Source organism: Cytobacillus spongiae, from assembly GCF_021390075.1.
Genome location: NZ_CP089997.1, coordinates 1639585 through 1653689, shown reverse-complemented (window position 1 = coordinate 1653689; position 14105 = coordinate 1639585). Strand labels below are relative to the sequence as shown.

Here is a 14105-nt window from a genome sequence, read left to right as displayed (position 1 = left end):
TAAATTTGTAGATCAAGTCCAATCTCAGACCATAAGTCCTCTATAATAAATAGAAGAAATGCAATAATGGCCATACAAATAATAGACTGTCAAAACGATCAAGGATTCCACCATGTCCAGGTAGAATAGTTCCCGAATCCTTTACATGATAATGGCGCTTTAATGCTGACTCTACCAAATCACCAATTTGTCCAAATATTGATAATACAATGGTGATAAGTAAAAGCTCGATATAAGTTGCATCTATCTCTGTAAAGGTTACAAATAACACACTTACAATGACAGCACAAAGGATTCCACCAATAAACCCTTCAATTGTTTTATTTGGGCTAATTTCTGGCCAAAGCTTATTCTTCCCAAATGATCTACCAATAAAGTATGCACCCGAATCAGTTGCCCAAACAACAAACAAGGAGTATATGATATATACTAATCCAGCTTCTCTTGTTTCAATAAAATAGAAGAAGCCTATTCCAATGTACAGAGTGGCCATTGTAGAGAAGGCTACATCGTCAAATGTAAACTTATTTTTTGTAGCAACTGTGTATGTAAGAAACAACAATACACCTAGAAGTGCTATTTCAATCTTTGAATGTGTAACTGTATCCAGTATGTATTGAAATTCATCTGGCAATAAAAAGACCCATAAGAGAGCTAATGAAATCAAACCCGGAACTGAAAATAGGTTTAAATTTCTCATCTTTAATAATTCATATAGCCCGATTGAAGCGAATACATATGTGAGTATGACAAAGGGCATTCCACCATAAATAACCGTAGGTAACAAGATCGCCCCAAAGACGATAGCTGTAATAATTCTTTGCTTCATTTCATTTTTCATCACCTTTATTGAGTATGGCTGTTTTCGTATATATTGTTGCTTTTGAAACATGGGCTGTTTTCCGCTCCAGGATACTCGCTTGCCTCGAGAGGAGCTGTGTGTTGTGGGTCTCTCTCTGCTTCACCTATGGGTCTCATTTGTCCCGTTGCTCCCGGAGGCGCCCCCTCACCCGTCTGCTCCAAACTACTAGCCTTCTTATGAAGAAGGGAATCTTACCTAGTATAAAACAACAATCATTCAGAATTTAGCCTTGAGTATTACCGAAAGAGAATCCAAACACAAACTTTGTGTAAACGCGTTAAAAGACCTCTAGCTTATTCTTCGACCAAAAAAGGAAGATTTAAACTCCTCCAAACCTTCTTTGACGGTTTTGGTAGTCTTCCATCGCTTGGACAAAATGCTCCTCAGCGAAATCTGGCCACAGTACATCCGTAAACCAAAATTCTGTATAAGCCAACTGCCAAAGCATAAAATTGCTTAAGCGAATTTCTCCACTCGTGCGTATAAGTAAATCCGGATCACCTAATCCTTTTGTCATAAGGTAATTAGCAAATGTTTCTTCCGTTATTTCCTCTACGTCTAACACACCAGCTTCACAGTCTATCATAACCTGCTTCATGGCAGAGACCATTTCAGCTCTACTTCCATAATTCAACGCAAAATTTAAGACTAGACCTGTATTATCTTTCGTATCTACCATTGCTTTTTCTATCGCTTTTAATGTATGGGATGGTAGGTTTTCCTTTTCTCCTATCATCGTGACCTTCACATTTTCTTCTATTAATTCAGGTAAAAAGCTTCCGAGAAACTCTTCGGGAAGCTTCATTAAATAGTCCACTTCCAATTTTGGCCGCTTCCAATTTTCAGTAGAGAATGCATATAAAGTAAGAGCTTGAATACCTAGCTCATTTGCTAGTTTTGTAATTTTTCTTACAACCTTCATTCCTTCATGATGGCCAGCTACTCGCGGCAATGCACGTTTCTTTGCCCATCGTCCATTGCCATCCATGATAATGGCAACATGCGAAGGTATTTGTTGCTCTTTAATCAATGTCATCCGCTCTTGGAGATTGGAAGATTGAGGCTGCTTCTTCCAAAGCTTCAATTTATTTATCATCACAATGCTCCTCCAATAATAAGGTCACCCTACTTCATGATTAGTTCCATTCCCCAAATAAGATGCCCCTATTTATAGCTTGCCTTAATCATACCAAAAATGAGAAAAGATATCTCTAAAAAATATTTATATGTATCGGCTCTAATATTACCAGTAGCATGTAGGAAGGCTGTGAATGAACCACCGTAAAAAAAAACCCCCTATTAATTAGAGGGTATCAACTATATGTCAGCCCAAATGCCGTTCGTTTACCGCTTAAACAGAAAGAATTTCGTTTTCCTTTTCTTTTGTCAAGCTGTCAATTTGATTAATATTTTCATCCGTAAGCTTTTGAATATCATCTGAATAACCGCGTAGCTCATCCTCGGTAATTTCACCATTTTTCTCTAGTTTTTTCAGATCATCATTTGCATCACGACGAATGTTACGAATGCCGACTTTTGCTTCTTCAGATTCTTTTTTCACAAGTTTAACAAGCTCTTTGCGACGCTCTTCTGTTAATGGTGGGATTGTTAAGCGAATAATTGATCCATCGTTTGCTGGGTTTAATCCAAGATCCGATTTAAGGATAGCCTTTTCAATATCACCTAATACCGTTTTATCATACGGTTGAATGACAAGCATACGTGCTTCTGGAATGGAAATCCCTGCTAATTGATTGACTGGAGTTGGAGCTCCGTAGTAATCAACAGAGATGCGGTCTAATAGAGATGCATTTGCTCTACCAGCACGAATACTTGCTAATTCGCGAGAGTATGCCTGAATTGCTTTAGACATTCTTTCTTTCGTATGGTCGATAACTTGCTTTGCCATTATTTTTTCCCCCTAACAAATGTTCCAATTTTTTCACCTAATACGGCACGTTCAATATTCCCTTTTTCCATAATGGAGAAAACAATTAAAGGAATATCATTATCCATACATAATGATGATGCTGTAGAATCCATCACAGCAAGACCTTCTTTTAAAACATCTAAATATGAAAGCTCATCGTATTTTTTAGCATTTTTGTCAATGCGAGGGTCTGCAGAATACACTCCATCAACATTATTCTTAGCCATTAGAATAACTTCAGCTTCAATTTCTGCCGCTCGTAATGCCGCTGTTGTATCTGTTGAGAAGTATGGATTACCTGTACCAGCTGCAAAGATTACGACACGTTTTTTCTCAAGATGACGAATCGCTCTACGGCGAATATAAGGCTCTGCTACTTGACGCATTTCGATTGATGTTTGCACACGAGTTTCGATACCAAGCTGCTCTAGACTATCTTGAAGTGCTAATGAATTCATCACTGTTGCCAGCATTCCCATATAATCTGCATTGGCACGATCCATGCCCATTTCTTCACCGATTTTCCCTCTCCATATATTGCCTCCACCAACAACAACAGCAACCTCTACGCCAAGCTCTGCTAATTCTTTTACCTGTGTAGCAATTGATTTAATGACAGAAGGATTAATTCCAAAGCCTTGCTCACCTGCTAAAGCTTCTCCACTTAATTTTAACACAACGCGTTTGTATTTAGGACTGGTCATAGCAACCTCCATATGTATTTTGCTTGTCTTGAAAAACAGGGAACACAAAGTGTTCCCTGTAAAGTTCTAATTATTAGAGTAAGATATAGGTTTATTATTTCTTTACTTGACTCATAACTTCTTCAGCGAAGTTATCTTCACGCTTTTCTAAACCTTCTCCTACTTCGTAACGTACGAATTCTCGAACCGTTCCACCTTTAGATTCTACGAATTGACGTACTTTTTGATCTGGGTTCTTAACGAAAGATTGATCAAGAACACAAACATCTTCAAAGTATTTGCTTAAACGACCTTCTACCATTTTAGCAACGATATTTTCAGGCTTTCCTTCGTTTAGAGCTTGTTGAGTTAATACTTCACGCTCGCGCTCAACTTCATCAGCAGATACTTCGTCACGTGAAACATATTTAGGGTTTAGTGCAGCAATGTGCATCGCAACATCTTTCGCAGCATCTTCGTCAGTTGTTCCTTCTAATACAGTTAGAACACCAATACGTCCACCCATGTGCAGGTAAGCACCGAATGCATCGTTATCTGTTTTTGTTTTAATTTCGAAACGACGAAGAGTGATTTTTTCTCCAATTTTAGCAATAGCAGAGTTGATGTGAGTATCAACAGTTGCACCGTTATCCATTGTTTGTGTTAATGCTTCTTCAACTGAAGCTGGTTTACTCTTTAGTAAGAATTCAGCAACTTCTTTAACAAGCGTTTGGAAGCCTTCGTTTTTTGCAACGAAATCAGTTTCAGAGTTAATTTCAAGAATGACTGCATCATTTCCTTCAGTTAAAAGGAAAGTTGTACCTTCAGCAGCGATACGGTCAGCTTTTTTAGCAGCTTTCGCAATACCTTTTTCACGAAGGAAATCAATTGCTTTTTCCATATCTCCATCAGTTTCTTGAAGAGCTTTTTTACAGTCCATCATACCAGCGCCAGTTTTTTCGCGAAGTTCTTTAACCATTTGTGCAGTGATTGCCATAATGATAATTCCTCCTTGTATCCTATGTATTTTATTTTAAGCAAAAAATGAAATAGGTAAACGGAAATATCTTAAAAAAAGGTGATAACGGGTACAGCCCTATTATCACCTTTTGACTGTCTAGTTTTGACCTGAAACGCCTTTTTCGCAAAAGGACATTATGACGAGTCGCGGCTTTTCAATCATTTCCGCTGTTCAATTAATTAAGCAGTTGGAGCAGCTTCTTCACCTTGTTTTGCTTCAAGGATCGCATCTGCCATTTTAGCAGTTAATAGTTTAACTGCACGGATTGCATCATCGTTTGCAGGGATTACAACATCAATTTCATCCGGATCACAGTTTGTATCAACGATAGCAACGATTGGGATGTTTAATTTATGTGCTTCAGCAACTGCAATACGCTCTTTACGAGGGTCGATGATGAATAAAGCATCAGGAAGTTGCTTCATATCTTTAATTCCGCCTAAGAATTTCTCTAAACGCTCAAGCTCTTTCTTAAGTTGTACAACTTCTTTCTTTGGAAGAACTTCAAATGTTCCATCTTCAGACATTCTTTCGATATCCTTAAGACGTGCAATACGCTTTTGGATTGTTTCGAAGTTTGTTAAAGTACCACCTAACCAACGTTGGTTAACAAAGTATTGACCTGAACGGATCGCTTCTTCTTTAACTGAATCTTGAGCTTGTTTTTTCGTACCTACGAAAAGAACAGTACCGCCGTTTCCAGCTAATTCTTTTACCCAGTTATAAGCTTCTTCCACTTTTTTAACTGTTTTTTGTAGGTCGATGATGTAGATACCGTTACGCTCAGTGAAGATGTATTTCTTCATTTTTGGGTTCCAACGGCGAGTTTGGTGTCCGAAATGTACACCAGCTTCAAGTAATTGCTTCATTGAAATTACTGACATGATTTGTTTCCTCCTAATGGTTTTTGTTTTCCTCCGCTTAAATCATTTTTAAACGGGACTGAACTGATCAGCACCATCCGTTTAAATCAATAAGCGTGTGTATTAACACCAAGAGTTAATATAGCATAACTCTTTTTGACAATCAAGTATAAGTGCTAATTTCGACGAAATTTTAGTAAAAGCTCAATTTCCGTCTTCCCTTTGTTCAGTTTTTTTGCAATTTCTTCCTCTGTATATCCTTGTTGTTTAAGGAGTAGTGCTTGGTTCAGAAGTGATTCAATATACAAGCTTTCAACTGGAGCTCTCTTGACTGAATGGACTTCAGCATTCGTTGTATCGTCTGGATGATCCATTCGTTTTTCATGTTCATTATGGTAACTTGGTAGGAAGATTGGTTCATCCGCTTCTTGAGTTGCTTGAATCGGCTTTTTTGATGTTTGATATGCTTTTGCAGCATAACCTGATGATGCTCTTCTTACCGAGTTCGTAACCTTCTCTCCTTGAGGATTAGATGCTTGAATGTTCTCTTTAGATGTTCGGCCAGCAACGCTCGTTTCAGGAACCTGATAATTGATTTCTGTCTTAGTATGTTGGACTCGTTTTATCTTCTCGATGAATTCTTCATTTTCTTCTTTCATTTCCATTAAATAAGTTGAGATTACTTCTTCCATCTCATTCATCATTTTTTCCTGCTTTGTTTCCATTTGTGCTAAACGGTTCTGTCTCATGAATAGGAGAATAATCGCAAACAAAGCTACGAAGTTTAACACGAAACTAATAAGTAATAAGAACGTCGTCATATCATCCCTCTATCCACTATAATCAATTGAATGCCCTTTGTATGGATGCTCTTGTTTTTCAAGTTCTTTTTGTTTTTTATTTGGAGTTTGATCTGAAAATGATTGATCTTGCCCTTTGGATCCTTCCTTTTCATGAAATTTAGCTTTTTCCTTTTGCTCATGCTTCATGACAGTAGTTCGTTTTTTCTCATCGTCCTTAAGAACACGATCGGAAGCTTGATCCTGTAATATTTGACCTCTTTGCTGTAATTGTTCCTGCAATTTCCCTGCATCTTGTGTTCTAGGAAGCGCAATTTGCATTTCAATGGCTTTAAGGCTCATACGCTCACTTCCTTTGATAAATGGAATAATTAATTAATTAATTAATTAATTAATGGTTTCAAATAAAATTTCACCATTTTTAAAGTAAAATTTAGCATAAGCATGTTTCTGCTGAATATGCTTTGTATATTTCCCAAAGTGTATATACGTATTAGGATGTACAGTCTCATATACATAAATCTTAGCTAGTAGTTGTTCTAACCGTTTTTCTTGAAGATCCTCTAGATTTTCTAATATTCCTGCTAGTTCTTTCGTGAATTGTTCTTTCGTAGATCGTTGTTTCAACAACAGATCTTTTTGTTCTGCTGACAAATTTCCAGTAGCTTTTAATAGGTGAAGGAGTTTATTTTCTATTTCAGTCAATTTTTCTATATTGGCCTTTTTCTCATTAAGCTGTTGATTGAGACTTTTTTCGACTTCCTCGATCATGGGATCCCATCCAGCATAGATTTCAGATTTTGTAAATAAGTGATTGCCTAATTCTTTCACATGAATATCTTTTCCAGCCATAAGTGCTCCACCTATGACAACCCCTTGCTTGCAAACAATGGATTCTCCTGCCTGAACTTTACTATGTAAGATGGATGATGATACATGAACTTCTTGCCCAGCATGTACACTTGCCTGATTCATAAACGCTGCTTGAATCGTTCCTCCAGCTTGTACGAACCCGCGATTTGCTCCTGTAATCCCACCGCTAATTAAAATATTGCCTTGTGCTTCTAAGTGAGCACCTTCTACTAAGCCGAAAATCCGGATATCTCCGCCTGCTTTAATTCGAAATCCCGTTGGAACATTTCCATTAATGGTGACATTCCCTATGAAGTCTATATTTCCAGTTCTTAAATCCAAGTCTCCCCTTACTTCAAAAATTGGATTTACTGAAATAGACTTACTCATAAAGCTTACCTGTCCATCCATGGTTGCATAAAAGCAATCATTCGTAAAAACAACATTTTTACCTGCTCTTACTCTGAGAGGGCTTCCATTTTTCGCAGGTATCGGTTTCCCGCAAACATCCTGACCAGGAGTCCCTGGAGTAGCATGAATGACTCTTGCAATTAGCTGCCCATTTTGAACAGATGGAATGGTGAGCACATCTCGAAAATTAAATTTTTTCTTCTCTACTTGATTTTCTTGATGAAGTTCGTTTTGTAAAATGGCATCCGTACCATTCTCAGGAGGAATACCCGTAGCAATTATAACAGGAAAGGAAACAGACGAGGGGTTTGATGCGATTTGGTTTAAAATATCTGTATGGATTCCATATGTTACGCCTTGCTTTAGAAGCAATCCTTCTAGTTCGTGTAAACTATAAGCCGCATCATTAAGAGGCCTTACGAGATGAATTTCTGCGGTTAACCTCTTGTCCGTAAGTTTGATTTGAAAAGGAGTTTCCATATAATCTCCCTCTTTCCCTTAATTTAGAAATCTAATGAAAGATATACAAAAGGGCATCACTTGCGATTACACAAACTAATGCCCAAAAGATTACATAATTTTCTCTATAGAGTTTCTCAGTTTAAATAGTGCTTTGGAATGGATTTGCGAAATTCTTGAAGTCGAAAGATTCATCACTTGTCCTATTTCAGTTAGCGTTAATTCTTCTTTATAAAATAAACTAAGTACCAATTGTTCCTTATCGTTTAAGTGAGAAATCATTTCTGTCATCTCTTCAAGTAGTTCATTTCTCACGATTTTATCTTCAGGGATATCTGCCTTGTCATCCTTCAAAACAAAAGATGAACCTTCTTCCTCATGTTCTTTCGGCTGCTCATCCATTGATAATACATTTGCAAAAAAGTGTTCATTCATTGTTGAATAAACATCTTCTTCATTCATATTTAATTCAAAAGCAATTTCTTCAACTGTTACATTTCTCATATATTTCTGTTCGAGCTTTTCAATTACTGCCTCGATTTTCTTTGCTTTGTCTCGAGTGCTGCGTGGTAGCCAATCTTCTTTTCGAAGTCCATCAATAATTGCACCTCTTACTCGAAAAGATGCATACGTATCAAATTTTAAATCTCGGTTAATATCAAATTTTTCGAGTGCATCATACAAGCCTAGCATTCCTAAGCTTTTCAGATCATCTCTAGAAACGCTTTTTGGAAGACCAACAGATATTCTTTGTACATGATACTGAACTAATGGCATATATTTCTGAACTAAAAGATTGCCTGCCTCCGAATCACGAGATTGAACCCACTTTTCCCAAATAACTTGTTCCTCGGTTGTTGGTTCATGCACCATTGAAATCCTCCTACAATGTAACAATAACTACTGAATATCGACATTATATCAAATATTTCGCGTGAATCCTATAGAGTTTCTATTAACTTTCCAAATACAAATTTGGATTATATTGCTATCAAAAATGCATAATGAAAGCTCGCCAACCGGCGAGCCTATTCATCCTCTAACAAGTGTTTTATATGGGTAGAAAGCTGCTCGACTTGATTTTCTTGAAGAGGAGGAATAGGTTGCTGGCTTTCATCTTCGCCTCTTGTTTCTTGAGTATTAGAATCTACGTTTTCACCTGATAATGGTTCAACAGTAAAATCTTTATTAATATAGACTAGTAACCAACGAAACAAATAGGCAGCTATGTAAATTAAGCTTGCTGCTATTATTGATTCAAGTACCGCTCTTACTAGAGGCTTATTAAAAAGAGCGATTACAAAATATACGACTAGCGTAATCATCGAGACAACTAGATTAAAAAGCCATGTACGATACATTATATATCTCTTACCCCTTTGTTAACTGTACGAATATTTAACAGTCCAGTTTTAGGGTTGAATTCGATCGTTCTCCCGCTATTGCCTCCAACATCTTCAGCTAATAAGGCAATTCGTAGCATATCAAGCTCTCGCTTTACAGCCTCTACATTACGAGGTCCAATTCTCATCATATCATTCGTTGTTGAGAACTGGAACATTTGAGCCCCTCCAGCAATTTTCGCTTTTAGCATACTCGAACGGGCTCCTTGTCTTATCAAACGATTCACCAATTCTTTAACGGCTGTATCTGCATATTTTGCAATATTTAATGACCCTGCTTTGGCAAGAGAAGAATCAGGGAGCATGACATGTGCTAACCCTGCAACTTCTCTATGCTCATCAAATACGATGACCCCAACGCATGACCCTAATCCTGATGTTCTAATGGTGTGGGGTGCCTTTACAATATTCATGTCGGCTATCCCGACTTTTACCACTTGAATGCAATCATTCATCTTGTGCAACTCCTAGAGATTGAAAGATGATATGAAAGGAATCAGGATCAGGAAGTAAAAAGAAATGACCATTTACACTTTCTGATAATTCCACATCATCTTCACTAACTGCCGTATCAATTACAATTGCAAAATCACTCACCTGTGACAATTCAATTAATCCATAACTAATCACAGCACCTACCATATCAATAGCTAATGCAGGAACAGATGGGTATAAGGATAAATTTGTGAAATCAGATAAAGCAGATAAATAAGATCCTGAAAGAATATTGCCTAATTCCTGTAATGCTGATAGAGCAATTTCATCATAAGGTGGTTTTTCAAAATCAAAGCTCGTATCGCCGATCATTTGCTGAATAAAAGCAGTCGCTTGATGCAGCGGTAGCATAAAAAACATGCTGCCAGGAGCTTCCCCTTCGATTCTAAGAAACACACTTGCTACTACATTATCTGGGCCACCAGCCATGTCCATCATTTCATCAAAACTCACGATACTTACATTAGGCACGTTCATATCAATTTTTTTATTTAAAAGTGTAGATAATGCCGTTGCAGCATTACCAGCGCCTATGTTGCCAATTTCCTTTAATATATCTAAATGAAGAGAATTAATTTTATCAATAAATGACATGCGAACTACCCTTCTATTCCTATTGCAGCTTTCACTTCATTAGGGCTTAACACCTTATCTAAGTCAATAAGCACCAATAAGCGTTTATCAATTTTCGCTACACCACTAATGTATTCAGCCTCAATGGCACCTACAACTTCTGGAGGAGGCTCAATTGAATCTGCTACGATATCAATGACATCATTCGCTGCATCAACAATTAGCCCTACCTCCATATCCTCTAAAGCTACGATAATCACTCTAGTACTATCCGAATAACTAGACTCGTCTAATTCAAAGCGGCTTCTGAGATCAATAATCGGAGTCACAAGCCCTCGTAGATTAATAACACCTTTAACAAAGGTACTGGTTCCAGGAACTCTTGTAATATGTTGTACTTTCTCAATAGAACGTACTTGACTAACAGGAATCGCATATTCTTTTTCTTTTAATTGAAATACGATTAACTTTAAATCAGCTGCTAACGCTTCGGTCATGTAGATTCAATCCTCCTAAGTATCATAATGAAAGGATGGCTCTGTTACATTTAACAGAGCCTATTTTTTTCACTTAATTTACTTAATTAATGCATTGCAATCAACAATTAATGCGACTTGTCCATCACCTAGTATAGTCGCACCAGAAATGGCAAACACATTCGTTAAATAATTTCCTAATGATTTAAGTACAACTTCTTGTTGACCAATAAATGAGTCAACAACAAGTCCAGCCATTTTATCTCCCTTACGAACGATGACAACTGAATAAAACTCATCATCTTCTTCGAATACAGGAACTTCAAAAATGTCCTTTAATTGTAGTAATGGAACGACTTTCCCACGGAAATCAATGACTTGTTGATTATGTGCATTTAATATATCTTCCTTCTTCACAATAGCTGTTTCGATAATAGAAGATAACGGGATTGCATATTTTTCTTTTTGGATTTCAACTAACATAACCGAAATGATGGACAATGTTAACGGTAGCTGAATCGCAAATCGTGAGCCTTCCCCTTCTTTCGAATCGATTGTAATGGATCCTCCTAGAGATTCAATCGTACTCTTAACAACATCTAACCCTACTCCACGACCTGAAATATCGGATATTTTATCTGCTGTTGAGAAGCCAGAAGCAAGGATAAGCTCATATACTTGTTTATCAGACATGGCACTTGCTGTTTGTTCTGATACAATGCCCTTACTTAGCGCTTTTTCTAGTACTCTTTGACGGCTAATTCCTGCCCCATCGTCTTCAATCTCGATAAAGACATGATTCCCGCTGTGGTATGCCTTAAGAACAACCGTACCTTCTTCAGGCTTCCCTTTTGCTCTTCGAACCTCTGGAGTTTCCACTCCATGGTCCAGGGAATTACGAATTAAGTGGACAAGCGGGTCACCTATTTCGTCTATTACAGTACGATCAAGTTCTGTTTCTGCACCAATTATTTCTAAGTTGATCTTTTTGTTAAGATCTCTTGCTAATTGTCGTACCATACGCGGGAAACGATTAAACACTGTTTCAACTGGAACCATTCGCATATTTAAAATGATATTTTGCAAGTCTCCAGAAATCCTAGACATACGCTCAACTGTTTCGTGAAGCTCTCCATTATTAAGCTCCTTGGATATCTGCTCTAATCGACCACGGTCAATAACGAGCTCTTCAAACAAGTTCATTAAAATATCTAGTCGTTCAATATTCACACGGATCGTTTTATTTGAAACGTTCGCAGCAGCTGGTTGTTTACCATTATTGCTTTTCGTTTCTGAAGGTGTATGTTCCTTTTGAACAGGTGCTTCAGCTGATGGAGTGACCTCCACTGTATCCGTTTTGTCTTCTTGATTTTTACGAACATCTGATAAAGATAAAGAATGCACCTCAACCTTATCCACTTCTGAAACTTTCATTATTTTCTTCTGAATATCTTCTTGAGGTTCTTTCGAAACGAGTGTTACCGTGAACTCGTGATCGAACTGCTCATCTTCAAGCTGCTCAACAGATGGAGTAGATTTAACAACCTCACCTATTTTTTCGAAGATTTCAAACACCATGAATACGCGAGCTGCTTTCAAAAGACAATCTTCCCGTAATCCAATCGTAACTTCATATGTGTTGAATCCTTGCTCTTTTGATTGTTCAAGGACAGTAAGCTCAAATTCATCATATACACTTTTCGTCTCAGTCTTTTGATCAGCTAATGCCGGAGCCGCTTCTTGTTTGGCCGTCACAGCAACAGGTGATTCACCCTTTTCAATTGCTTTAAGCTTTTCAACCACTTCAACGACATCTCTTTTTCCGTCGCCACCGCTAGCAATCGAAAGTACCATTGCTTCTAAATCATCCACTGCTAAAAAGACAACATCTAACACCTCAGCAGTGACAGATACCTTTTGATTTCGAATCGCATCTAACACGTTTTCCATCTGATGAGTTAGACTGGCAAGATCCTCATAGCCCATTGTTGCAGACATCCCTTTTAACGTGTGAGCTGATCGGAAAATCTCATTGACTATTTTTAGATCTTCAGGATTTTTCTCTAATTCTAGTAATTGCTCATTACAAGATTGCAAATGTTCTTTACTTTCTTCAATAAAAACCTCTAGATATTGATTCATTTCCATTTGGCTTCACCCCTCGGCATTAAACATATTTCAATATAGTTTCAGCAATTTTCTCTACATTTTGTACTTCTTCTACTAAACTAGTAGCTATAGCTGACTTAGGCATTCCAAATACAATTGATGTTTCTTGAGATTCAGCAATTGCTTTTACAACTCCATGCTTCTTTAATGACCTTAGGCCTGCAGCCCCATCTGAACCCATACCAGTCATAATAACTGCAATCTTCACAAATTCAGTAAGAGCGCTTACAGATTCAAACATTACATCAACAGAGGGACGATGCCCATTTCTTGGTTCTGTTTGATCTAATTGGATAGCTAGACTTGTTCCAACTGCCTTCACCTTTAAATGAAAGCCGCCAGGAGCAATATATACTGTACCTTTTTTTACAAGCTCTCCATCTTCTGCTTCTTTTACAGAGATTTCAGATAAAGAGTCAAGTCTATTCGCGAGCGATTTCGTGAAACCAGGTGGCATATGCTGAACGACCAAAACAGGAGCATCTAAATTCTTGGGTAGCTTTGTAATGACTTGTTGCAGGGCTCTTGGTCCACCAGTCGAGGTGCCAATACAAATGACCTTCTTTTTTGAATGATGCCATGTTGTAGCTATGGAGCTGACTGGCTTAACGGAATCACTCTTTGGTTCTATCTTACTATAATCACTGTGTAAATTTGTAGGTTTTTTTGTTAAAAAAGAGACTTTTGTCGCTTGCTTCATATTTGCCCTACTAGCTGAAATCACCTTTTCAATTAACTCTTCTTTCACTTTATACAAATCTAATGAGATAGCACCAGAAGGTTTCGCAATAAAATCAATCGCGCCATATTGCATCGCAAGGATTGTATTTTCTGCTCCCTCTTTTGTCGTACTAGATATCATAATTGTCGGTGTCGGATGCTGTTTCATTAGCTCTTTTAAAGCCTCTAACCCATTCATTACAGGCATTTCAATATCCATTGTTACCACATGGGGATTTAGATCTTGAATTTTCGTTAGGGCATCTGCTCCATTACGGGCAGTTCCTATAACCTGTATTTGTGAATTTTCTGAAAGAAAATCACTTATTAGCTTTCTCATGAATGCAGAGTCATCTACGACTAATACATTGATTTTTTTCACATAAAT

The 14105-nt window shown here is 37.5% G+C and carries 16 protein-coding genes; all 16 read right to left on the bottom strand.

What is annotated here, in order from left to right; genetic code table 11:
* Positions 1 to 40: 40 nt before the first annotated feature.
* Complete coding sequence (locus LS684_RS08410) at positions 41 to 829, bottom strand: phosphatidate cytidylyltransferase (RefSeq protein WP_233811159.1); 789 nt, start codon at positions 827 to 829, stop codon at positions 41 to 43.
* A 352-nt stretch (positions 830 to 1181) separates the two neighbouring features.
* Entirely contained in the window at positions 1182 to 1958 is a 777-nt protein-coding gene (gene uppS, locus LS684_RS08405; RefSeq protein WP_267930391.1) for an undecaprenyl pyrophosphate synthase, read from the bottom strand.
* 255 nt (positions 1959 to 2213) lie between these two features.
* Positions 2214 to 2771 carry a ribosome recycling factor gene (frr, locus tag LS684_RS08400; protein WP_233811158.1) on the bottom strand — a complete coding sequence of 186 codons (558 nt, stop codon included), beginning with the start codon at positions 2769 to 2771 and terminating at the stop codon, positions 2214 to 2216.
* On the bottom strand, positions 2771 to 3496 hold the full coding sequence (gene pyrH, locus LS684_RS08395; RefSeq protein ID WP_233811157.1) for a UMP kinase: 726 nt from the start codon (positions 3494 to 3496) through the stop codon (positions 2771 to 2773). Before pyrH ends, frr begins: the two co-directional genes overlap by 1 nt.
* A gap of 94 nt (positions 3497 to 3590) precedes the next feature.
* Positions 3591 to 4472: a translation elongation factor Ts gene (gene tsf, locus LS684_RS08390; protein WP_233811156.1), complete on the bottom strand. Its 882-nt coding sequence runs from the start codon at positions 4470 to 4472 to the stop codon at positions 3591 to 3593.
* 203 nt (positions 4473 to 4675) lie between these two features.
* Complete coding sequence (rpsB, locus tag LS684_RS08385; RefSeq protein ID WP_233811155.1) at positions 4676 to 5380, bottom strand: 30S ribosomal protein S2; 705 nt, start codon at positions 5378 to 5380, stop codon at positions 4676 to 4678.
* 155 nt (positions 5381 to 5535) lie between these two features.
* Positions 5536 to 6180: a hypothetical protein gene (locus LS684_RS08380; RefSeq protein ID WP_233811154.1), complete on the bottom strand. Its 645-nt coding sequence runs from the start codon at positions 6178 to 6180 to the stop codon at positions 5536 to 5538.
* 9 nt (positions 6181 to 6189) lie between these two features.
* Positions 6190 to 6501 carry a hypothetical protein gene (locus LS684_RS08375; RefSeq protein ID WP_233811153.1) on the bottom strand — a complete coding sequence of 104 codons (312 nt, stop codon included), beginning with the start codon at positions 6499 to 6501 and terminating at the stop codon, positions 6190 to 6192.
* Positions 6502 to 6546: 45 nt separating this feature from the next.
* Positions 6547 to 7902, bottom strand: coding sequence for a flagellar assembly protein A (locus LS684_RS08370; RefSeq protein WP_233811152.1), 1356 nt, complete (start codon positions 7900 to 7902; stop codon positions 6547 to 6549).
* A 90-nt stretch (positions 7903 to 7992) separates the two neighbouring features.
* Positions 7993 to 8754, bottom strand: coding sequence for a FliA/WhiG family RNA polymerase sigma factor (locus LS684_RS08365; protein ID WP_233811151.1), 762 nt, complete (start codon positions 8752 to 8754; stop codon positions 7993 to 7995).
* 155 nt (positions 8755 to 8909) lie between these two features.
* A complete protein-coding gene (locus tag LS684_RS08360) occupies positions 8910 to 9242 on the bottom strand; it encodes a hypothetical protein (RefSeq protein ID WP_233811150.1) in 333 nt (110 codons plus the stop codon).
* On the bottom strand, positions 9242 to 9739 hold the full coding sequence (locus LS684_RS08355) for a chemotaxis protein CheD (RefSeq protein ID WP_233811149.1): 498 nt from the start codon (positions 9737 to 9739) through the stop codon (positions 9242 to 9244). The genes LS684_RS08360 and LS684_RS08355 overlap by 1 nt, the downstream gene beginning before the upstream one ends.
* Positions 9732 to 10373 (bottom strand): chemotaxis protein CheC, encoded by a 642-nt coding sequence (locus LS684_RS08350; RefSeq protein ID WP_233811148.1) that lies wholly within the window; start codon positions 10371 to 10373, stop codon positions 9732 to 9734. The genes LS684_RS08355 and LS684_RS08350 overlap by 8 nt, the downstream gene beginning before the upstream one ends.
* A gap of 5 nt (positions 10374 to 10378) precedes the next feature.
* The gene (locus LS684_RS08345; protein WP_233811147.1) at positions 10379 to 10849 is read right to left on the bottom strand and encodes a chemotaxis protein CheW; all 471 of its coding nucleotides are present in this window, start codon (positions 10847 to 10849) and stop codon (positions 10379 to 10381) included.
* 78 nt (positions 10850 to 10927) lie between these two features.
* Complete coding sequence (locus LS684_RS08340; protein ID WP_233811146.1) at positions 10928 to 12976, bottom strand: chemotaxis protein CheA; 2049 nt, start codon at positions 12974 to 12976, stop codon at positions 10928 to 10930.
* Between the two features lie 19 nt (positions 12977 to 12995).
* Positions 12996 to 14099: a protein-glutamate methylesterase/protein-glutamine glutaminase gene (locus LS684_RS08335; RefSeq protein WP_267930390.1), complete on the bottom strand. Its 1104-nt coding sequence runs from the start codon at positions 14097 to 14099 to the stop codon at positions 12996 to 12998.
* Positions 14100 to 14105 lie beyond the last annotated feature (6 nt).